The sequence below is a fragment of the Halomonas sp. H10-9-1 genome, assembly GCF_040147005.1.
Taxonomy (GTDB): domain Bacteria; phylum Pseudomonadota; class Gammaproteobacteria; order Pseudomonadales; family Halomonadaceae; genus Halomonas.
On record NZ_JAMSHO010000001.1, the window covers coordinates 2,254,142 to 2,275,746 of the forward strand.

Genomic DNA, 21,605 nt, shown 5'->3' on the forward strand with positions numbered 1-21,605 from the left:
GAACTCGCGCCTTTACCTGCACTCTATACTGTTAGCCAAGATCTCATCGCACCGCCCACGGGCACCGGTCACAGGAGTCACCGATGCCCCTCCAGACCAAGAGTTGAACGCCCCTGATGAATACCCTGACACTGACCCGTTGCGGTGCCCGCCGCGCCATGGCGATAGGATTCGGTGCCCTGCTCGCTTCCAGCGCTCAGGCCGCCGTTCCCGCCTATGAAGATGTGCATGACCTGCCTCGTGGCCACTATGCGCTGCCCGAAGAAGGCAGCGTAATAGGGGATAGCTATTCGATCACCGTCGAGGAGGGGGACACACTCATCGACATCGCCCGCGAACACAACGTCGGCTACGAGGAGATCCGGATGGCCAATCCGGATGTGAGTATCTGGGCTCCCTTCGCGGATACCGAGGTCACCATTCCGGCTCGTCGGGTGCTGCCGGATGCCGAACGAGAAGGCATCGTGATCAATCTGCCCGAGCTGCGCCTCTACTACTTCTCGGCGCCGGGCGTGGTGGAGACCTATCCGATCAGCGTGGGCCGCGAGGAGTTCGCCACGCCGGTCGGGGTGACCAAGACCACCATCAAGGTCAAGGACCCCGCCTGGTCGCCGCCCGCCTCGATGCGCCGTGAAGCCGCCGCCCGTGGTGAGCCGGCCCCATCCATCGTGCCCGCCGGGCCCAACAATCCGCTGGGCCGCCACGCCATCCTGCTGGGCATTCCCAGCTACCTGATCCACGGTACCAACAAGCCCGAGGGCGTCGGCATGCGCGTCAGCCGCGGCTGCATCCGCATGTTCCCCGAGGATATCAAGTCGCTGTATGAGCGCGTGCCCAGCGGCACCCGGGTCAATATCATCGACCAGCCGTTCAAGGCCGGCTGGAGCGCTGATGGCGAACTCATGGCCCAGTCCTACCCGGCCCTGGAGGAGAATCGCGAAGGCTTCGAGCCGCTGATGCTTGCCATGGACACGCTGACCCACGCCTTCGGTGAAGAGCAGCCGCCGGTGGACTACAAGCGCTTGCGCGAGCTGGTGGAGTCGCCGGACGGACAGGCGATCTCACTGCTCAAGACCGCCGAGGAAGCCCCCACGCCGACACCGGCCGGACCCCGTAACCTTTATGAGTCCATCGCCATCGCCGAACGCTGACCCGGAGCGCCCCGGACCTGGGGCGGAAACGAGAAGCCGCTAACAAGAAGACCCCGCCTCGGCGGGGTCTTCTTGTTCTTGCAGAACCGCCATCGCCCTGGGGCGATGTCAGCACACCAGCAGAATTACTTCTGCATGGAGCGGCTGAACATGCGGTTCATTTCGTCACGGTTCTGCTCGGACATCTGCAGAGCCGCCTGGGCGTCACGCTGGGCCTGGTTGGCGGTGTTCTGCGCCTGAACAGCGATGCTGCGAGCTTCTGCAGCGTCGGCCTGTGCGGACTCAGCGGTCATGCGGACCTCTTCCAGGGCACTGGTGGAAGCACAGCCAGCCAGGATGGCCAGAGAGGCAGCGGCGGCGGTCAGCTTCAGGGTGGTCTTCAGAGTCATGGTGTTCTCCTTGGGTCTTCCTTGGTACTGCGTTGAAAGATGCCTGAGGGTCAGGCGTCTTGCCTGCGACTGCAGGCGCGTCTGCAGCGACTTGTGCTCGAGGCAACTTGTACTCGAAGCACGGGAGTCAAACGCTGTTTTATTATACATAACGGCGCTTGTCCATCGCTTTAACGTCCCTTGCGCATGTACCAGCCTAGCGGATCACGACGCGTGTGCCAATATCGATCAACGCGGCCAGGCGCTCGATCTGGTCATCGGTCACCGCCACGCACCCCTGGGTCCAGTGAAACCGGCGGTGGATATCAGGGTCTCCCTTGCCCACGCCGTGCAGGCCGATGAAGCCCCCCAGCGCGGTATCCTGAGGAGGAGACCCGTTGGCCCGGTAGTAGCGGAAATAGTCGTCGTAGTCCTGCTGGGTAAAGATGCCCTCGTCAAGGGCGACACGCGCATGGCTCGGCGTCGGGTAGTCGAGCCCGACAAACAGGTGCCAGTCGCTCTCGTGATTGAAGCGATTGACGCGAAACTCCCCCTTCGGAGTGGCCCCACTGCCCTTCAGGCGCATGGGCCGCGCCCCGCCCCGGCCTAGCGAAATCGGATAGAAGCGTTCCAGCTGGCGATTGCCGCGGTAGACGGTGAGCGTGGCCTCGCTGTCATCCACCAACACCCATAGCTCGCTGGCGTGGCGCGGCAGGTGTGCCCGGGTGAGCAGTGTCTCGACCAGGTTGGCACGGGCCGACTCGACGCCCAGCAGCGCCAGCGGGGCGGCAAGGACGAGTCGACTGAAGCGACGACGGGAGAGAGAAGGCATCGATTGGCAACTCTTGCAGCGGTTATCAAGCATCGCCGGGACTTCCCGACGCTGCGGCTAGATCGTTTATAGCGCATTCGCGGGCACTCTGTCAGGCAGGGCCCAATACGGCATAACCGCTATACGACAGCGACGCGGCGCTCATGTTCAGGCATATAGCCCCTGGCTTCTCAGGTAGTCGTCGTAGCCGCCGCTGAAGTCGGTGATCCCCTCGTCACTCATGTCGAGGATACGGGTCGCCAGCGACGAGACAAACTCACGATCGTGGCTGACGAAGATCAGGGTCCCGGGGTAGTTCTCCAGGGCCAGGTTGAGCGCCTCGATGGACTCCATGTCCAAGTGGTTGGTGGGCTCGTCCATCAGCAGCACATTGGGACGAATCAAGGCAAGCTTGCCGAACAGCATGCGGCCCTGTTCGCCGCCGGAGATCACCTTGACCGACTTACCGATGTCGTCGCTGGAGAACAGCATCCTGCCTAACGCGCCGCGTACCTCCTGCTCACCGCCATCGGTCCACTGGGCCATCCACTCGTACAGGGTGGCGTCATTGGCGAAGTCATCGGCGTGGTCCTGGGCAAAGACACCGAGATCGGCGCTGTCCGTCCACTTCACGCTGCCGGCCAGCGGTGCAAGCTCACCGGCCAGGGTGCGCAGCAGCGTGGTCTTGCCGATGCCGTTGGGACCGATGATGGCGATACGCTCGCCGGCCTCGACGGTCATGCCGAACCCATCGAACAGCGCCGCCTCGCTGCCGAAGCCCTGGGCCAGCCCCTCGACATTGACCGCGTTGCGATGGATCTTCCTGGCCTGCTCGAAGCGAATGAAGGGACTGACCCGGCTGGAGGGCTTGATCTCCTCGAGCTTGATCTTCTCGATCTGGCGCGCCCGGGAGGTGGCCTGCTTGGCCTTGGAGGCGTTGGCCGAGAAACGGCTGACGAAGGCCTGCAGGTCGGCGATCTGCGCCTTCTTCTTGGCATTGTCGGCGTACTGGCGCTCGCGGGCGGCGGTGGCGGCGGTCATGTACTCATCGTAGTTGCCCGGGAAGAGCCGGATTTCGCCATAGTCCAGGTCCGCCATGTGGGTACAGACGCTGTTGAGGAAGTGGCGGTCGTGGGAAATGATGACCATGGTGCTGTTGCGGGCCGTGAGCACGCCCTCCAGCCAGCGGATGGTGTTGATGTCCAGGTGGTTGGTGGGCTCATCGAGCAGCAACACATCGGGGTCGGCGAACAGCGCCTGGGCGAGCAGCACACGCAGCTTCCAGCCCGGTGCGATCTCGCTCATGGGGCCGGCGTGCTGGTGCAGCGGGATACCCAGCCCCAACAGCAGCTCGCCGGCCCGGGACTCGGCGGTGTAGCCATCGAGCTCGGCGAAGCTTACCTCGAGCTCGGCCACCGCCATGCCGTCCTCCTCGCTCATCTCGGGCAGCGAGTAGGTGCGCTCGCGCTCGGCGGCCACCTGCCACAGTTCGGCATTGCCCATGATCACGGTGTCGATGACCCGCTCCTCCTCGAAGGCGAACTGGTCCTGACGCAGCTTGCCGAGCCGGGCTCCCGGCTCGATCATCACCTGGCCCGAGGAGGGTTCCAGGTCACCGCCGAGGATCTTCATGAAGGTGGACTTGCCGCAGCCGTTGGCGCCGATCAGGCCGTAGCGATGGCCGTTGCCGAACTTGATGGAGACATTCTCGAACAGGGGCCTGGCCCCGAACTGCATGGTGATATTGGCGGTGGAGATCAAGGAGAGGGTCCGGTCGGTACATGGAAGGGGCGCAATTGTACCGGTTATGGCCGCCCGTCACACCGTCGGCGCAGCGGCGACCGACTCAGGACAGGCGGCGCCGGCCCGCGCGAAGGGGCACGAGCCGGAGCCGCCGGGGTCTCCCTCAGTCGAGGCGCTCCAAGGTGAAGATGGCCTGCAACTTGTCCTTCTTGCCGTAGAGATGGACGGTGGTGCGGTCGAAGGGAAAGCTGTCCAGGTAGGGACTGACCTGGTTCATGCGGGGCTTGTGAGCATGAATCATGGCCGCCTTGAGGCGTTCGCGGTTGGCCTTGCCACAGGGGCCGATGGAGTACCAGAGCACCTCGCCGGGCTGCAGGCACGCCTCCCAGTGCGGTCGTTGCTCGTCGTGCTGTATGCCATAGCGGGCGCTGCCGCTCTCACCGATGTAGAGCAGCTCCTGGGGCTCCAGGACACCGGTTTCAGGATCGTTGGCTGCGCGGTAGATACAGTAGATCCCCGGTTCGTCGGTAGCCTGGGCAATATCCGCATCGCTCCAGTAGCCCAGCATCTTGGGGGAGAGTATCTGGTCGTTCATGGCGGTCTCCTCAGTAGTCCTCGAGTCGTTGCTGTCACGAGCGATGCGCCGCACCTCCGCCTCGTGGCCACGGGAGCGCTCGAAGAAGGCACGCTCGTCACAGCCGGCGGCTCGCACACGATGATCGTAGAGGCCCTGGCGCGCCCGCCTGGTGGCGGGCCGATGACTTCAGCGTAGCCAAGCTGGCGGCCGAGCGCTTGATGGACATCAACGGAAGGCGATACAGCCGTCGCCGATGGACTAGGTGTATGGTCCCGCCTGGCGCGTCGTCGCTACCACTCCTGGCAGGTCTCACGCAGGGCGGCGATCTCGACCTTGGCCTGGCGCAGGCAGTCGTCGAGCCCGCTGCCCAGTTCGCCGCTGCCACCCACGGCGATCAGGCCGGCGGCGGCTCCCCGCCGACGGGCGGCGCCGTCGTCACCGTGCAGCGCCTCGAGCCTGGCGACCAGCCAGTGAAGCCAGCTGCCCTCCCGGGCAGCCAGGTCGCGCAGCCGCTGCAGTTCGGCGATGCCGGCCCCCTCGCGGCCGAGAAGCTCGCGCCAGTCGTGGCCGGGCAGGCGGGCATGCTCGGTGACCTCGCGCAGCAGCGACTGCAGCGCCAGCTCGGCCAGCGCCAGGGCGCCCTCTTCGGCCGCCATGCGGCGGACCTCGGCGTGCTCGTCATCGCCGGCAGGCACCTGCAGCAGCAACTCGGCCTGGTAGAGCAGCTGATTGGTGCGGGAGCGTGGTGTCACTTGCGCTTGTCCTCCACCCGCCACCGACGGCCATCGTAGGTAGCCTTCCAGCCGGTGGCCTTACCGTTCTCGTCACTCATCACAAACTGCTCCTTGGCCTTGCGCGAGAAGCGAATCTGGGCCGGACGGCCGTCCGGGTCCTCGCTGGGCGCGTCGAGCAGGTAGCGATACTTCTCGGGCAACTCCTCGGCGTGGGCCTTGAGCTCCTTGACCAGCGGCGGACGGGTCTCACGGTTCTTGGGGAACTTGCTGGCCGCCAGGAACAGGCCGCTCGCCCCGTCACGCAGCACATAGTGGTCGTCGACCTTCTGGCAGGCCAGCTCCGGCATGTCGATGGGATCCATCTTGGGTGGCGCCACCTCGCCGCTGCGCAGTAGCTTGCGGGTGTTCTTGCACTCGCTGTTGGTACAGCCGAAGTACTTGCCGAAACGCCCGCTCTTGAGCTGCATTTCGCTGCCGCACTTGTCGCATTCGATGGTCGGTCCGTCATAGCCCTTGATGCGGAAGCGCCCCTGCTCCACCTCATAGCCGTCACAATCGGGACTGTTGCCGCAGATATGCAACTTGCGTGTCTCGTCGATCAGATAACTGTCCATGGCGGTGCCGCACTTGGGGCAGCGGTGCTTGGCACGCAGCGCATCGGTCTCGGCCTCCTCGCCGGCATCGGCGGCCACCGCCTCCTCGCCGGGAAGCAGGTCGATCGTGGTCTTGCAGCGCTCCTTGGGCGGCAGGTTGTAGCCGGAGCAACCCAGGAAGACCCCGGTGGAGGCGGTGCGGATCTGCATCTTGCGCCCGCAGGACGGACAGTCGATGTCGGTGGGCACTGGCTGGTTGGGGCGCATGCCCTGGTCGCTCTGGGCCTCATCGAGCTCCTTCTTGAATTCGGCATAGAAGGCGTCGAGCAGCGCCTGCCAGTTGCGCTGGCCATCGGCCACCTCGTCCAGGCCGTCCTCCATGCGCGCCGTGAAGGAGTAGTCCATCAGGTCGGGGAAGGACTCCTTGAGGCGCTCGGTGACGATATCGCCGAGCTTCTCGGCATAGAAGCGGCGATTCTCCAGCTTGACGTAACCGCGGTCCTGGATGGTGGAGATGATGGCGGCGTAGGTGGAGGGCCGGCCGATGCCCTTCTTCTCCAGCTCTTTGACCAGGCTCGCCTCGGTGTAGCGCGCCGGCGGCTTGGTGAAGTGCTGCCGCGGATCCAGCGCCTCCAGGCTCATCGCGGTGCCCTCGGCGAGATCCGGCAGCGACTGGTCCTCCTCCTTGCGGCCCATGGGCTTCATCACGCGGGTATAGCCGTCGAACTTCAGCACGCGCCCCTTGGCACGCAGCTCAAAACCATCGACCTCCACCATCAGGACGCTGGAAAGGTACTCCGCCGGCGTCATCTGGCAGGCCACGAACTGGCGCCAGATCAGCTCGTAGAGCCGTTCGGCGTCGCGCTCCATGCCGGCCAGCTCGGTGGCCCGCCGCCCCACCTCGGAAGGTCGGATCGCCTCGTGGGCTTCCTGGGCGCCCTCCTTGCTGGAGTAGCGGATCGGTGACTCGGGCAGGTAGCGCGGGCCGAACTCCTCACCGATGTAGTCACGCACGCTCTCCACCGCATCCTTCGACAGGTTGGTGGAGTCGGTACGCATATAGGTGATGTAGCCGGCCTCATAGAGGCGCTGGGCCAGGGTCATGGTCTTCTTCACCGAGAAGCCCAGGCGGCCACTGGCGGCCTGCTGCAGGGTCGAGGTGATGAAGGGGGCATTGGGCTTGGAGCGGGTCGGCTTGTCTTCCCGTGCGGTGATGGCAAGCGAGGCCTTGCGCAGGGCGGCGATGCGCTCCAGGGTCTCGGCCTCGGAGGTGGGCCGGAAGGCCTTACCCTCCAGGCGCACCAACTCGAAGCGCACCGGCTCACCGCTGTCGGCAACGAGATCGGCGTGGACGTCCCAGAACTCCTCGGGAACGAAGGCGCGGATCTCACGTTCGCGCTCAACGATCAGCCGCATGGCCACCGACTGCACCCGCCCTGCCGAGAGCCCACGGGCCACCTTGGCCCACAGCAGGGGCGAGAGCATGAAGCCCACCACCCGGTCGAGGAAACGCCGCGCCTGCTGGGCCTCGACCCGCGGGATGTTGAGATTGCCGGGATCCTGGAAGGCCTCCTGGATGGCATTCTTGGTAATCTCGTTGAACACCACGCGCTTGTAGCGCGTCTCGTCGCCGCCGATGGTCTCGCGCAGGTGCCAGGCAATGGCCTCCCCTTCGCGGTCAAGGTCGGTGGCGAGGTAGACGGCATCGGCCTTCTCGGCGAGCTTCTTGAGCTCGGCAACAACCTTCTCCTTGCCAGGCAGAATCTCGTAGTTGGCCTTCCAGCCGTGCTCGGGATCGATTCCCATGCGGCGAATCAGTTGGTCCTGCGCCTTCTGCCGGCGGTGCTCGGCCTTCTCTTCCGGCGACATCTTGCGCGTGGCCGCGGCCTGGCGGGCACGCTCCTTGGGATCGGCGGCCGCCTTGCCCGAGCCGCTGGTCGGCAGGTCGCGGATATGGCCCACGCTGGACTTCACGATGAAGTCGCCGCCGAGATACTTGTTGATCGTCTTCGCCTTGGCCGGCGACTCGACGATGACCAGTGACTTGCCCATAGCACTCCATTAAGTGTCGGTGACACGAGCCCGGTGCCGTGCCTGGCGAATTCCTGCCGCCTTGCCTTGGCGGGTGAAAAATGCGCCTACCCTACCCCAGCGCCAGGCGTCACGCCAGTGGCGAGCCCAGGCAGGCTCTCTGACCCTAGACCGCGGATCACGCCCGGGCAAGCACCCATCTCATGCGACGGCGCCCCCGCCGCAAGCTGCGACGGGGGCGCCGGATAGCGCAGGCTGATCGATCAGCGCGAGTTATTACCCCCCTGCGGCTTGCGGCGCGTCGTGGTACCGCGGCGCCTTGCGGCCGTGGGCTTGGTCGCCGGAGTGGCCTTGGGCCCGGTCTTGGCGGGTTCGGCCTTGGCGAGTTCAGCCTTGGCAGGCTCGGCCTTGGCGGGTTCGGCCTTGGCGGGCTCGGCCTTGGCGGCTTCAGCCTTAGCGGGCTCGGCCTTGGCGGGCTCGGCCTCGGCGGGCCCAGCCTTGGCGGGCTCGGCCTTGGCGGGCTCGGCCTCGGCGGGCTCGGCCTTGGCGGGTTCGGCCTTGGCGGGTTCGGCCTTGGCGGGCTCGGCTTTGGCGGGCTCGGCCTTGGCGGGCTCGAGCGCCGCCTGCACATCGCCGTCGGACGTCGCACGGGCCTCCATCAGCCCCTCCAACTCACTGTAGGCCTGGTGCTGCGCCTGGGCCTGGCTGTCGAGCCATGCCTCGGCCTCGGCGCGGGACTCCGCCTCGATTTGCGGCGCACGGTCGATGGCGCGCTCGAAGAGGCCACGCACCCGCGTCAGGCGCTCGGCGGAGTTCTCGGAGAGCTCGCCGCTCGCCGCCAGCACATGCTCGATATGCTCGAGGTGTGCCGCAATCTGCTCGGCGCTCTGCCCCTTGAGCAGCGCCGGCAGCGCCTCGACGGCCGCCTCGCGATCCAGCTTGAGGATAAAGAACTGCTCGCGCATCAAGCATTTGAAGTCGCCCAACGAGAGCTGCGGCTCGAGCTCCGCATGCGAGGCGCGCAGGCGCTTGAAGTTGCGCTCGTCGGTGGAATGCGCACCGCCCAGCACGAAGATCAGCGCCCGGACGATCGCCTCGTGGCTGCCGCCCTCGGCGATCCGCTCGCCAAGTTCGGCCCGACGCCGCGCGATGAAGCGGCGATGCTCGGGTTCGGCACCGGGGCGGCGACGATGCACGTGAGCGTCACCGCCCAGGCCCACCAGGGACTGTAGTAACGGCTGGCCGTAGACGTCCATGAACAGGCGCTCGGTGGCGCCGTCACGCAGGTCGCGCCAGGCGTTGAAGCTGCGGGCGATCTGGTCCGAGGCGATCGACTCCAGCACGCGGAAGAGGTTGTCCTCATCCAAGGGGTGGCGATCGGCGCGAATGCGCTCGGCCAGCACCGGGATCGATGCCATCAGCGGGTTACGGTCCGAGAGCAAGCGGTAGCCCAGGCGATTGGGGTGCATGCGCCGCATCCAGTGAGCCGACTCGGGGGTGGCCAGGGCGCGTACCCACGGCTGCACGAAGAGCCGATAGAGCCCCAGGTTGATCTCGGAGAGTCGTGCCACGGTGGCGAAGCGGGTATCGTCCTCGACGCGGTGCTGGACCACCTCATCGAGTTCGTCGACGCTGCGCGGCGTGAACTCCAGCAGATAGTCGCGCTCGATCAGTTCGCTGTCGTCGCGCGCGTCTGCCTCCGAGACCGTGGTCTCGTAGAGGCCGGGCGGCAGGACGTCGATGTAGTCCATGTTGGCGGTGAACTCGGTGTGCTCCTTGCGCGACACGCTGCCCGAGACGAAGATGCCGAGGTGGCCCGTGCTGTCATGGACGCAATAAACGATGGTCTGTTCGTTGGCGACGATGTCGTCACTGCCTTCGTAGAGGTCGCGCACCCAGCCCAGCGCCTGGGGGGGCGGGGTGATATCGTCGCCCCGGGAGCAGAACACCACCACCGGCGAGCGCACGTTGCGCAGATCGATGCGCCGCCCGTCGGAGGTCACCAACTGGGCGGTGGAGAGGCGATTGCCGACGAACAGATTGTCGACGATATACTGGATCTCGTCGCCGGCCAGCACCACATGCCCGCCCCACCAGCGCTCGAAGTCGAGGTAGCGCTCCGCCTCGGTATCCACCCGCGAGTAGAGGCGATACTGCTTGCTCCAGTAGGTGTTGGCCGGGTTGAGGTTCTCGAAGTTCTGCACCAGCCAGGCACCATCGAACTGGCCGTTACCCAGGTCGCTGAACAGCGAGGTCATCCAACTGCCGCCGGTCATCCCCCCGGTGTAGCGCATGGGCGCGTTGCCGTGCTCGCCCGCCCAGTAGGAGAGCGGCGCCCCGGCGATCAGGATCGGCCCGAACAGGTCAGGCTCCAGGGAGGCGGCCATCATCACCTGCCAGCCCGCCTGGCAGTTGCCCACCACGATGGGCTTCTCGGAAAGCTCGGCGTGGCGCTCGTTGACATGGCGCAGGAAGGCCACCTCGGCCTCCACCACGTCCTCGACCTGCTGGCCGGGCACCGGATAGGGCAAGAAACCGATGAAATAGCAGGGGTGTCCGGCACGCAGCGCCACCCCGATCTCGCTGTCGGGCTTGAACCCGCCGATACCCGGGCCATGGCCGGCCCGCGGGTCGACCACCACGAAGGGGCGCATCTGCAGGTCGGTAGGCTGGCCGGCCGGCGGCACGATGCGCAGCAGTTCGTAGTTGACCGGGCGCGGCAGGCTGCGACCGTCCATCAGCACCTCGGCGTCGAATCCCAGCACGCTGGGCTTGGTCTGCTCGATATGCTCAAGGTACTGGTTACCACGCAGCCGCATCACGTCCAGATAGAGCACACTGCGCTCTACGGCGTCGAGCCAATAGCGGCCCGCGGCACGCCCGAAGCCAAAGGGATCGACAAGGGAAAGCGCGTCGGCCGAGGGTATCGGCATCGGAAGGGTCATCATGGTGACCTCCTGGCGTTGGCGATCAGGGGGAAAGGAAACTCGAATCGTCAGTCCGGCTTTTGCTGCATTGCAATATAGCGCATCTTGTCGGCCACGACGAGCCCAATCTCGCTTGCCGGGCTCCCCAGGACGGCTCCGGCACACAGCCAGGCGCCCTCCCTTTCCATGCCGAACACGCACAGCTATGGTAAATTGGCGCCTGTTACCAGCAACCCAACAGCGCCAAGGCGGGCCAGGCCAATACCCCACACACCGGGCAGCATGGCCGCGCCGGCCCGCACGACGTCGAGCGGAGGGGCTCACATTCAATGAGCGACAGCACCCCGAAAACCACCATCGCCAGCGGCAAGAAGTTTCGCACGGAGCACGGCTTCGCCGCCATCAAGGACGGCATCAAGCAGCGCTCACAGCAGGATGAAGGCGCCGGCGTCTCAGGCCGCAAGCCCAAGTGGCTGCGCGCCCAGATCCCCGGCGGCGAGCGCTTCGAGGCGGTCAAGCGCAACGTCAACGAGAACCGCCTGAGCACGGTGTGCGCCGAATCACACTGCCCCAACATGGGCGAGTGCTGGAGCAATGGTACCGCCACCATCATGCTGATGGGTTCGGTATGCACCCGCGCCTGCCGCTTCTGCGCCGTGGACACCGGCAATCCCGGCGGCTGGCTGGATGCCGAAGAGCCCGCCAACACCGCCAGGTCGGTGGAGCTGATGGGCCTGCGCTACGTGGTGCTGACCTCGGTGGACCGTGACGACCTGGACGACGGCGGTGCCGCCCACTATGCCGACTGCATTCGCGCCATCAAGACCAACACCCCCGAGGTGGTGGTCGAGGCCCTGACCCCGGATTTCGACGGCGTCCATTCCGCCATCGAGCGAGTCGTCGACTCGGGCCTCGAGGTGTTCGCCCAGAACGTCGAGACCGTCGAGCGCCTGACCGAACGGGTCCGCGACCCCCGCGCCGGATACCGCAAGACCCTGGATGTGCTGGCCCACGCCAAGGCCTACAAGCCCGAGGTGCTGACCAAGACCAGCCTGATGCTCGGCCTCGGCGAGAGCGACGAGGAGATCCTCGCGACCTTCGACGACCTGCACGCCATCGGCGTGGACATCGTCACCCTGGGCCAGTACCTGCGCCCCACCCGCAACCACCTGCCGGTGGAGCGCTGGGTCAGCCCCGAGGAGTTCGAGCGCTACCGTCGCCTGGGGCTCGAGAAGGGCTTCATGGAGGTCGCGGCGGGCCCGCTGGTGCGTTCCAGCTATCGCGCCGACCGGGTGTTCGAGAAGAACAACCTGGGGTTGGCCGCCCCCGCCGACGTTCCCGGCCAGGCGCCCGACCCCAACCGCATCGACGCCATTAACGTGGGTTAAAGCCAAGCTGCCGAATTCTCTGGCCGAGACACTGAGCTACAAGGGGTTTCCTTGTAGCTTGTGGCTTGAAGTAAGGGTCCTGCCCAACTCCCGCGCCAGGCACTCGGCCAGGCGCTCTCCTGCCGCCTCCACGCCGGGGCAGTCATCGACCAGGTCGGCCAGGCGTGTCATCGCCATGCCCGCATAGCCGCAGGGGTTGATGCGCGCAAAGGGTGACAGGTCACCATCGATATTGAGCGCCACGCCGTGGAAACTGCCGCCGCGGCGGATACGCAACCCCAGCGAGGCGATCTTGGCTTCCCCGCCACCGACCTGCTCCACATAGACCCCCGGCGCGTCGGGGCGTGCCCGCGCCGCGACCCCATGCTCGGCGAGCATGGCGATCACCGCGTTCTCCAGGGCACTGACCAGTTCGCGCACGCCCAGCCCAGCGCGGCGCACATCGATCAGCGGGTAGAGCACCACCTGGCCTGGGCCGTGGTAGGTCACCTGCCCGCCGCGATCGGTCTGCACCACCGGAATATCGCCGGGCATCAGCAGGTGCTCGGGCTTGCCGGCCTGCCCCTGGGTAAAGACCGGATCATGCTCGACCAGCCAGAATTGGTCGGGGGTATCGGCATCACGCTCATCGGTAAGCTCGCGCATTGCCTGCCACACGGGCTCGTAGGCGCGGCGTCCCAGGCGATACAGCTCGATGGGTGCAAGAGGTGCAAGAGTGGGGCTGGCGGCCATCACACCACCATGTGCACGCGGCCGGTGGCCTTGAGCTCGACGAACAGCGCCTGCAGCTGGGCCTCGCCGGTAGCGAGAATGGAGAGCCGGACAGACTGGAAGCGACCATTGCGGCTGCCGACCACCTGCATGCTGGCGGCATCGAACTCGGGGTCATGGCGGCTGACGACCTGGCACACCTCCGCGGCGAAGTCGTCGGCGGCATCCCCCACCACCTTGAGGGAGTAGCGACACGGAAAGGTGATCTTCGGCGGCTTGCCGGAGACCGGCTGACTGGGGCGACGCAGGTCACGCAGCGACTTGTCGTTCATGCTGACTCCAGAAAGTCGTGAATAGGCAACCATTTTACTCAAGCCCTGCGCGGGTGACCAATGCCGCGACCCGAACCTAAGGGGCTATCGCAAATGGCAGCATCGCTCAAGGCTGACCCGGCGCCTTTCGCTATCAGCCTGTCGGTAACTGCGATAGCCCTCGTCTTCCCCCTAACGAAGAGGAGCAAGCCTTAACGGCTTGCTCCTCGTGGTTACACCTGGCCGATGGCGATCAGTCGAACCAGCCGCCGACCAGGTTGGAGAAGAAGCGCTGCACCTGGTCGATCAGCTTCTTGAGGAAGCCCCCCTCCTCGACCGTCTCCAGGGCCACCAGAGGCTGCTCGCCGACGAGCTTTTCGCCGAGGCTCACCTGCAGGGTTCCGACGCGCTCGCCCTGCTGGATCGGCGCCTCGAGATCGCCCTGGATATCCAGGTGCGCGGTGAGTTCCTCATTGCGCGCACGCGGCACGGTCATCACCACGTCGCCGTCGACACCGACGCGCAGCTCGTTGATCTCGCCGCCCCACACCCGGGAGGTATTGAGCACCGAGCCACGGTCGTAAAGCTTGAGGGTCTCGAAGTAGCGGAAACCGTAGCTGAGCAGCTTCTGGGTCTCCTGGGCACGCGCCTCCTCGGAGTTGGTGCCCATCACCACCGTGATCAGGCGCATGCCGTCACGCTTGGCCGAGGCCGCCAGGCAGTAGCCCGCCTCTTCGGTATGTCCTGTCTTGAGGCCGTCAACGCTGGGGTCACGCCACAGCAGGCGGTTACGGTTGGGCTGGCGGATGTCGCTGTAGGTGAAGTACTTCTCGGCGTAGATCTTATAGTGTTCCGGGTAGTCCTGGATGATATGGCGCGAGAGCTGGGCCATATCACGGGCCGTGGAGTAGTGGTTCTCCGCCGGCAGGCCGGTGGCATTGAGGAAGTTGGTATTGCTCAGCCCCATGCGGTCGGCGTGCTGGTTCATCAGGTCGGCGAAGGGCGCCTCGCCACCGGCCAGGTGCTCGGCCACTGCCACGCTGGCATCGTTGCCAGACTGGATGATGATGCCGTAGAGCAGGTCACGGATGGAGACCTGGGCCCCCACCTCGATGAACATCTTCGAGCCTCCGGTGCGCCAGGCATTCTCGCTCACCGGCACCATGTCATCCATGGCGATATTGCCGCGGTCGAGCTCACGCTCGACCAGGTAGGCGGTCATCAGCTTGGTGAGGCTGGCCGGCGGCAGGCGCTCGTCGGCGTTATGCTCGGCCAGTATGCGGCCGCTATCGGCATCCATCAGGATCCAGCCGCTCGCCGCCAGCTGAGGCGGCGAGGGAATCAGGGTCTGTGGCTGAGGAACCGGAACCTCCTGAGCCACGGCGGGTGCCGCGACGAACAGTGTCAGGCTGGCCAGCAGCACCGCCAGCAGACGGCCACAACGCAGGGAAAACAACTCTTTCATGGGGCGACTCTCGTCAGGTCTTTCTGGGAAGGGAAATCGAGGCCGGTCACTCGGCCTCCTTGACGACAAAACTCTCGGCGAAGCCGGCACGCTGTAGCGCCTCGCGCAGGGGCTCGACCTGGTCGGCGCGGGAGATCGGGCCCACCTGCACGCGATGTGCCCCCGAGGCCTCGGCCACCCGCACCGGCTGTGACAACTCGCTCTCCAGGCGAGCCCGCAGGGCTCGGGCGCTGTCGGCAGACCCCAGCGCCGCTACCTGCAGGTAGAGCGGGCGGTCCTGCGCGGCGCGGCCGGCAGCGGAAGAGGCCTCGCGGGTCACGGGCGCCGTGGTGGAGGCAGCCGGCTGAACCGCGCCGCGACGCTCGGTGCCTGCAACCGGGTTCGCCCCGTTGTTCGCGGCGAGCCAGCGGTCGACATCGATGGCCTCGACTCGCACCCGCCCGGTGCCGTTGTCGAGGATATCCAGGCGCGCCGCGGCGGCGTAGGAGAGGTCGATCTCGCGGTCGCTATGGAAAGGGCCGCGATCGTTGACCCGCACGATCACCGAACGACCGTTATCCAGGCTAGTGACCCGGGCAAAGGTCGGCAGTGGCAACGAACGGTGGGCCGCCGACATCTTGTACATGTCGTAGATCTCGCCGTTGGACGTGGCGTAGCCATGAAACTTCTCGCCGTACCAGGAGGCCGTGCCCTGCCTGGCGTAGCCGCTGGCATCCGGCAACACATGATAGGTCTTGCCCCACACCTCGTAGGTGGAGCGATTGCCGCCCCGGGAGCGCGGCTCATGCCGGGGAATAGCATCGGGCACCCGGCTGACATCCGGCGGCTCCTCGGGGTAGGCATCGCCGGACATGGCGTAACGCTCCCCGCTCGCGGCAGTGGCCGTGGCGGCCTGGCCGGAATCGGAGGGTGCTACGGGGCCGCCGCCACCGGCACAGCCGGCCAAGGCGGCCACAAGGGCGATGGGCAACCAGCGCAGCATCATGGGCGTGCCTCCTCGTCATCGGCATCCACCGCCTGCAGCCAGTGAGCCTCGAGGCCACGCGCCCTGGCGATGGCCTCGGCCAGCTCGACCACCGCCAGGGCGTAGAGATGGCTATGGTTGTAGCGGGTGATCACGTAGAAGTTGTGCTCCCCCAGCCGGTAGCGCCAGTTGCCCTCGCCCTCCTCCACCGCCACCGGCAGCAGGCGGGCATCCGCATCGATGTCATCTGGCACCACGATCCCGGCATCACGCAACGCTCCGGCGCGAGCCGCTGGCGGGCGAGCCGCGCGGTTGAAGTCGATGCCCGCGGGCGGCCTGGCCGGCCCCGCGGCCGTATGCACGACAGGTTCGCCGGGGCGCCAGCCATGCTCGGCGAAGTAGTTGGCCACGCTGCCGATGGCATCCACCGGGTTGGTCCAGAGATCCCGGAGGCCGTCGGCGTCGAAGTCCACGGCGTAGGCGCGATAGCTGGTGGGGATGAACTGCGGGTAGCCCATGGCGCCGGCATAGGAGCCCAGCGGCGCGTCAGCGGAGACCTCCTGTTCGTGGACGATCTCCAGAAAGGCACCCAGCTCGCGGCGGAAGAAGTCGCCGCGGGTCGGGTGGTGGAATGCCAGCGTGGCCAGGGAGTCGATCACCCGGTGGCGGCCTGTGATGCTACCGTAGCGAGTTTCCACCCCGAGGATGGCGGCGATGATCTCCTCTGGCACGCCGTACTCGGCCTCGGCGCGGGCGAAGGGGTCGGCCTGGGCCGCCAGGAAGGCCACCCCACCATCGATGCGCTCGGCGTCGAGGAAGATGGCACGATATTCGTCCCAGCGCAGGCGCCGCTCGGCGGCGCCGGACATGGCGTCGAGCACTTCTTGGCGATAGCGCGCCTGCCCCATGGCGCGCTCCAGCCAGGCGCGCTCGATTCCCTCATCGGCCAGTTCGTCGACCAGCATCCGCGCCCCGGCGTGGTGCTCGGGGGCAAACTCCTGTGCGGCCAGCGGCGAGCTGGCCAGCAGGGCGGCACAGGCCAGTGTGGCCAGGCGCCCCTTCCTTCCCTGAATGCGTACTGGCGTCATGTACGGCCTCCCCTGTCGATGCCCGGCCCCTGCCGCTTGGCTAGCGAGGAAGCAGCCTGCGGTGGGCATGAATGGCCATGAGAATACCGAAACCGGCCATCAAGGTCACGCTGGAGGTGCCGCCGTAGCTGACCAGCGGCAGCGGCACGCCGACCACCGGCAGGATGCCGCTGACCATGCCGACGTTGACGAACACATAGATGAAGAAGGTCAGGATAATACTGCCGGCCAGCAGGCGCCCGAAGGTGTCCTGGGCCTCGGCGGCGAGCCACAGCCCGCGGCAGACGATCAGCAGGTAGAGCACCAGAAAGGCCAGCATCCCCACCAGGCCGAACTCCTCGCCGAGCACCGCGACGATGAAGTCGGTATGCCGCTCGGGCAGGAACTCGAGCTGCGACTGGGTACCCTCCATCCAGCCCTTGCCCAGCACACCGCCGCTGCCGATGGCGGTGGTGGATTGGATGATGTTCCAGCCCGCTCCCAGCGGATCGCTGTCGGGGTCGAGGAAGGTCAGTACGCGCCGGCGCTGGTAGTCGTGCATGTTCATCCACAGCAGCGGCATCGCCGCCGCCGCCAAGGCAGCAAGCAGGCCGATGATCCGCCAGGAGAGACCCGCCAGCAGCACCACGAAGACCGCCGAGGCACCCACCAGCAGCGAGGTACCGAGATCCGGCTGCTTGGCGATCAGCACCACCGGCACCCCGACGATCACTGCACAAATGACGAGATCCCGGGCCCTGGGCGGGAGCTCGCGGCGGCTGAGGAAGGCCGCCACCATCAGCGGCATCGCCAGCTTCATCAACTCCGAGGGCTGGAAGCGGATGACCCCGGGAATCACCAGCCAGCGCTGGGCCCCCATGCCCATGTCGCCCACCAGCTCCACCGCCACCAGCATCGCCACGCCCAGCAGGTAGCCCGGCAGTGCCCAGCGGATCAGCGTGGCCGGCGTAAACTGGGCGATCACCACCATCACCCCCAACGCCACAGCGAAGCGGATGCCCTGGGAAATCACCGTATCGAGACGCTGGCCGCTGGCGCTGTACATCACCACCAGGCCGGCGCAAAGCAGCAACAGCAGCATGCCCAGCAGCCAGGGATCCAGGTGCACGCGCTCCCAGAATCCGCGGCGACGCGACATGCCGCTGGCCGGCGCCTTGACCGGATACGGCCGCCAGCGGCGCGAGAGGCCGCTCAGCGCCATGGGTCAATTCCCCGCCAGGCGTTCATCATCATTCTCCATCTCCTCGCGAATCTCCTCGGCATCGGGCTCGCCGTCGTCGAGCAGCCAGGCATCGGTCATCGCCCGCGCCAGATGGGCGGCATGGGTGCTGCCCCCGCCGGCATTCTCGACGATCACCGCCACGGCGATCCGCGGCTCCTCGAGCGGCGCGAAGGCCATGAACAGGGCGTGGTCGCGCAGGCGCTCGGCCAGTTCGTCGGCGTTGTACTTCTGGTCCTGTCCCAGCGAGAAGACCTGGGCGGTGCCCGACTTGCCCCCCATGCGGTACTCGAGCCCCACCCCGGTGCGGCGCGCGGTACCCTCATGGCCGGAGATCACCTTTTCCATGCCGGAGAAGACCCGGTCCCACCAACCCTCGTTGGCCAGCTCGATATCATCAGGGGTGTCGGGCAGGGCCTCCGGCACCACCTCCTCGCCGATGCGCCTGGCCAGACGCGGCCTGACCCAGTGCCCACGGTTGGCCAGCACCGCGGTGGCGGTGGCTAACTGCAGCGGTGTGAGCTGCCAATAGCCCTGGCCGATGCCCACCGAGAGCGTCTCGCCGGGATACCACGGCTGGTTGTAGCGCCCCCGCTTCCAGTCCCGTGATGGCATCAGGGCGTCGCTCTCGCCGAAGATATCGTGGCCGACTCGCGTACCGAAACCGAAGTCGGTCATATTCGCATGAATGCGGTCGATGCCGAGGTCGTGAGCCAGGGAGTAGTAGTAGGTGTTGTTGGAGACGGCGATGGAGCGCTCCATATCGACGCGCCCGTGTCCCCAGCGCAGCCAGTTGCGGTAGCGGCGATCATCGTTGGGGAGCTGGAAGTACCCGGGATCGTAGATGCTCTTGTCGGGCGTGATCACGCCCTCGGCCAACCCGGCCAGCGCCAGGAAGGGCTTGATGGTGGAGCCGGGAGGGTAGTGGCCGCGTATCGCCCGGTTGTAGAGTGGTAGAGCGAGATCCTCCTGGAGTCCGCGGTAGGCGGCCACATCGATACCGGTGACGAACTGGTTGGTGTCGTAGCCAGGCGCCGAGACCATCGCCAGGATACCGCCGGTGGCGGGCTCGATGGCGACGATGGCACCGCGCCGGTCGTCGAGCAGTTCGAAGGCCAGGTGCTGGAGCCGCTTGTCCAGCGTCAGGATCAGGTCCTTGCCGGGCACCGGATCGGTGCGACCCAGCTCACGCAACACCCGGCCACGGGCATTCGTCTCCACCTTGCGCAGCCCGGCCTCGCCATGCAGTGCGTCCTCGTAGAAGCGCTCGACGCCGGTCTTGCCGATGAAGTGGGTGCCGGCATAGCGCCCGGGATCCAGGCGCTCGAGCTCCTCGGCATTGATGCGCCCCACGTAGCCCAGGGCGTGAGCCATCACCTCGGCATCGGGGTAGAAACGCAACAGTTGGGCCTCCACCTCGACACCGGGCAGCAGGTGTCGATTGACCGCCAGCCGCGCGATCTGCCCCTCGTCGAGGTCGCTCATCAACAGCGCCGGCTGGAAGGGACGCTGGCGCTGGCGCGAGCGCACCCGGAACGCCTCCGCCTCTTCAGGAGAGAGCTCGAGGATCTCCACCAGTCGCGTCAGGGTCGCGTCGAGGTCCACGACTCGTTCACGCACCAGGGTCAGGTTATAGGTCGGTCGATTCTCGGCCAGCAGATCGCCATTGCGATCGTAGATCAGGCCACGGGTAGGCGGCAGCGGCTCGACACGCACCCGGTTCTTCTCCGAGCGGGTGGTGTAGACCTCGTGCTGAACCACCTGGAGGTAGGCCAGTCGCCCCATCAGCAGTCCGGTGAGGCTGAACACCACCACCAGGGCAAGCAGCGCACGCACCCGAAAGATGCGCAACTCCTGCTCGGGGCTCTTGAGGTTATGACGTGACTTGCGCATCGGATTCCTGGGTTTGGCGAGAGCGCGGCAAGAGAGCGGCGAGAGCGCGGCGGGGCGTCGACTCAGCGGTGGTAGGGGTGACCAACCATCAGCGTCCAGGCGCGATAGAGCTGTTCGGCAAGCAGGATACGCACCAGCGGATGGGGCAGCGTCAGCGGCGACAGTGACCAGCGCTGGTCGGCGGCGGCGGAGAGTTCCGCGGCCAGGCCGTCGGGGCCGCCGACCAGCAGTGCCACGTCGCGCCCGGCCAGCCGCCAGGCCTCGGCCTGCTCGGCGAGCCGCTCGGTGCTCCAGGCCTTGCCGCCCACTTCCAGGGCGACCACGTGCTCATCGCCGCGCAACCTCGCGCGTATCCGCTCAGCCTCGCTGGCCATGGCCCGTGACAGGTCGGCATTCTTGCCACGCTGTCCCGGGGCGATCTCCTCCACTGTCAGGGCGAAATCGCGGGGCAGGCGCTTGCGATACTCCTCGACGCCCTCGTTGACCCAGGCGGGCATGCGCGTGCCCACCGCCAGCAGGCGCACCTTCATGCGCCGGACAGCTCGTCTTCACGCTCCAGGTCGCTGGGCAGGTCGGCCCAGAGGCGCTCCAGGTCGTAGAGCTGGCGCGTCTCGGGCAGCATCACGTGCACCACCACGCTGCCCAGGTCGACCAGCACCCAATCCGCACCGACCCCACCCTCAACACCGCGTGGCTTCAGGCCGGCCTCCTTGGCGCGCTCGACCACCCGCTCGGCCAGTGCGGCCACGTGGCGAGTCGAGGTGCCGCTGGCGATGATCATCAGGTCGGTCACGCTGGTCAGCCGTGCGACGTCCAGTTGGACGATATCCTTGGCCTTGAGTTCTTCCAGCGCGTCCACCGCCAGAGTCTTGAGAGCGTCGTTGTGCATAGGGTCTTCTGTCAGGCTGTCGTTGAATGGACATTGTAACGCCTTGACCGCCATCTGACAGGGCCCGTACGGCCCTGAACGCCTTTCAGTCCCGTCGATAGAGGCCATGGGCCTGGATATGCCGCTCCACCGCCTCGGGCAGCAGGTAGCGCACGCTGCGGCCCGTGGCCAGGCGCCGGCGCAACTCAGTCGCCGAGATCGCCATCCGCGAGGGCAGCCGCAGGCGCAGCAACCCCCCGGCGGGGCATGCCATCAACGCCGCGGCATTTTCACGCTCGCGCCTGGCAATCAGCTCGCGCAATGCCGCGGGCAGCGGCGCCTCAAAGTCGGGGCGGTCCACCACCACCAGGTGGGCCAGGGCGAACAGGCGCTGCGGCTGATGCCATTCGGCCAGGCGCATGAAGGCATCATGGCCCAGCGCCATCACCAGCCGCGCGTCGGGGCCCAGCTCCTCGCGCAGGGAGGCCAGGGTGTCGACGCTGAACGAGGGGCCCTCGCGGGCAAGCTCGCGGTCGTCGGCGACCAGCCCCGGGGTATCGCCGATTCCCAGGCGCAGCAGCGCCAGGCGCTCGGCGGGCGCCACCCGGGGCTCGCCGCGCAGTGGCGGGGCCTTGGCAGGGATCAGGTGGACCCGGTCGAGGGCCAGCGCCTCGCCAAGCTCCACGGCGCTGCGCAGGTGGCCCAGGTGCACGGGATCAAAGGTGCCGCCGAGCATGGCGATACGCGGCGGACGCGCCGCGTG

19 protein-coding genes are annotated in these 21,605 nt (G+C 66.7%); 2 read left to right on the top strand and 17 right to left on the bottom strand.

Annotation, left to right across the window (positions count from 1 at the left end; all coding sequences use genetic code 11):
• The first annotated feature begins 116 nt into the window (after positions 1-116).
• Complete coding sequence (locus NFH66_RS10405) at positions 117-1,151, top strand: L,D-transpeptidase family protein (RefSeq protein ID WP_349610239.1); 1,035 nt, start codon at positions 117-119, stop codon at positions 1,149-1,151.
• A gap of 125 nt (positions 1,152-1,276) precedes the next feature.
• Here NFH66_RS10405 and NFH66_RS10410 read toward each other — a convergent pair whose 3' ends face one another.
• The 7 genes from NFH66_RS10410 to NFH66_RS10440 form a co-directional block, all read right to left on the bottom strand.
• The gene (locus NFH66_RS10410) at positions 1,277-1,540 is read right to left on the bottom strand and encodes an Lpp/OprI family alanine-zipper lipoprotein (RefSeq protein WP_161432779.1); all 264 of its coding nucleotides are present in this window, start codon (positions 1,538-1,540) and stop codon (positions 1,277-1,279) included.
• A gap of 196 nt (positions 1,541-1,736) precedes the next feature.
• The gene (locus NFH66_RS10415; protein WP_349610240.1) at positions 1,737-2,351 is read right to left on the bottom strand and encodes a L,D-transpeptidase family protein; all 615 of its coding nucleotides are present in this window, start codon (positions 2,349-2,351) and stop codon (positions 1,737-1,739) included.
• A 147-nt stretch (positions 2,352-2,498) separates the two neighbouring features.
• Positions 2,499-4,091: an ABC-F family ATPase gene (locus NFH66_RS10420; protein WP_349610241.1), complete on the bottom strand. Its 1,593-nt coding sequence runs from the start codon at positions 4,089-4,091 to the stop codon at positions 2,499-2,501.
• A 145-nt stretch (positions 4,092-4,236) separates the two neighbouring features.
• Positions 4,237-4,668 carry a hypothetical protein gene (locus NFH66_RS10425; RefSeq protein ID WP_349610242.1) on the bottom strand — a complete coding sequence of 144 codons (432 nt, stop codon included), beginning with the start codon at positions 4,666-4,668 and terminating at the stop codon, positions 4,237-4,239.
• Positions 4,669-4,940: 272 nt separating this feature from the next.
• A complete protein-coding gene (locus NFH66_RS10430; RefSeq protein WP_349610243.1) occupies positions 4,941-5,402 on the bottom strand; it encodes a DUF6586 family protein in 462 nt (153 codons plus the stop codon).
• On the bottom strand, positions 5,399-8,029 hold the full coding sequence (gene topA, locus NFH66_RS10435) for a type I DNA topoisomerase (protein ID WP_349610244.1): 2,631 nt from the start codon (positions 8,027-8,029) through the stop codon (positions 5,399-5,401). Before topA ends, NFH66_RS10430 begins: the two co-directional genes overlap by 4 nt.
• 242 nt (positions 8,030-8,271) lie before the next feature.
• Complete coding sequence (locus tag NFH66_RS10440; RefSeq protein ID WP_349610245.1) at positions 8,272-10,956, bottom strand: DUF3141 domain-containing protein; 2,685 nt, start codon at positions 10,954-10,956, stop codon at positions 8,272-8,274.
• 308 nt (positions 10,957-11,264) lie between these two features.
• On the opposite strand from NFH66_RS10440, the gene lipA reads away from it, so the two are divergent.
• Positions 11,265-12,323: a lipoyl synthase gene (lipA, locus tag NFH66_RS10445; protein WP_349610246.1), complete on the top strand. Its 1,059-nt coding sequence runs from the start codon at positions 11,265-11,267 to the stop codon at positions 12,321-12,323.
• A gap of 36 nt (positions 12,324-12,359) precedes the next feature.
• Here the strand turns inward: lipA and lipB are convergent, their stop codons facing one another.
• The 10 genes from lipB to nadD all read right to left on the bottom strand — a co-directional run bounded on the left by lipB (position 12,360) and on the right by nadD (position 21,578).
• Positions 12,360-13,055, bottom strand: coding sequence for a lipoyl(octanoyl) transferase LipB (gene lipB / locus NFH66_RS10450; RefSeq protein WP_349610247.1), 696 nt, complete (start codon positions 13,053-13,055; stop codon positions 12,360-12,362).
• Positions 13,055-13,366, bottom strand: a complete 312-nt coding sequence (locus tag NFH66_RS10455; protein WP_349610248.1) for an HP0495 family protein — start codon at positions 13,364-13,366, stop codon at positions 13,055-13,057. Before NFH66_RS10455 ends, lipB begins: the two co-directional genes overlap by 1 nt.
• Positions 13,367-13,598: 232 nt before the next feature.
• Positions 13,599-14,810, bottom strand: coding sequence for a D-alanyl-D-alanine carboxypeptidase family protein (locus NFH66_RS10460; RefSeq protein WP_349610249.1), 1,212 nt, complete (start codon positions 14,808-14,810; stop codon positions 13,599-13,601).
• Between the two features lie 46 nt (positions 14,811-14,856).
• On the bottom strand, positions 14,857-15,795 hold the full coding sequence (locus NFH66_RS10465; protein WP_349610250.1) for a septal ring lytic transglycosylase RlpA family protein: 939 nt from the start codon (positions 15,793-15,795) through the stop codon (positions 14,857-14,859).
• The gene (gene mltB / locus NFH66_RS10470) at positions 15,792-16,862 is read right to left on the bottom strand and encodes a lytic murein transglycosylase B (RefSeq protein ID WP_349610251.1); all 1,071 of its coding nucleotides are present in this window, start codon (positions 16,860-16,862) and stop codon (positions 15,792-15,794) included. The genes NFH66_RS10465 and mltB overlap by 4 nt, the downstream gene beginning before the upstream one ends.
• A gap of 40 nt (positions 16,863-16,902) precedes the next feature.
• Positions 16,903-18,063 (bottom strand): rod shape-determining protein RodA, encoded by a 1,161-nt coding sequence (gene rodA / locus NFH66_RS10475; RefSeq protein ID WP_349610252.1) that lies wholly within the window; start codon positions 18,061-18,063, stop codon positions 16,903-16,905.
• 3 nt (positions 18,064-18,066) lie between these two features.
• On the bottom strand, positions 18,067-19,974 hold the full coding sequence (gene mrdA, locus NFH66_RS10480; RefSeq protein ID WP_349610253.1) for a penicillin-binding protein 2: 1,908 nt from the start codon (positions 19,972-19,974) through the stop codon (positions 18,067-18,069).
• 62 nt (positions 19,975-20,036) lie between these two features.
• Positions 20,037-20,504 (bottom strand): 23S rRNA (pseudouridine(1915)-N(3))-methyltransferase RlmH, encoded by a 468-nt coding sequence (gene rlmH, locus NFH66_RS10485; protein WP_349610254.1) that lies wholly within the window; start codon positions 20,502-20,504, stop codon positions 20,037-20,039.
• Positions 20,501-20,863 carry a ribosome silencing factor gene (gene rsfS / locus NFH66_RS10490; protein ID WP_349610255.1) on the bottom strand — a complete coding sequence of 121 codons (363 nt, stop codon included), beginning with the start codon at positions 20,861-20,863 and terminating at the stop codon, positions 20,501-20,503. Before rsfS ends, rlmH begins: the two co-directional genes overlap by 4 nt.
• An 85-nt stretch (positions 20,864-20,948) precedes the next feature.
• Entirely contained in the window at positions 20,949-21,578 is a 630-nt protein-coding gene (nadD, locus tag NFH66_RS10495; protein WP_349611712.1) for a nicotinate-nucleotide adenylyltransferase, read from the bottom strand.
• Positions 21,579-21,605 lie beyond the last annotated feature (27 nt).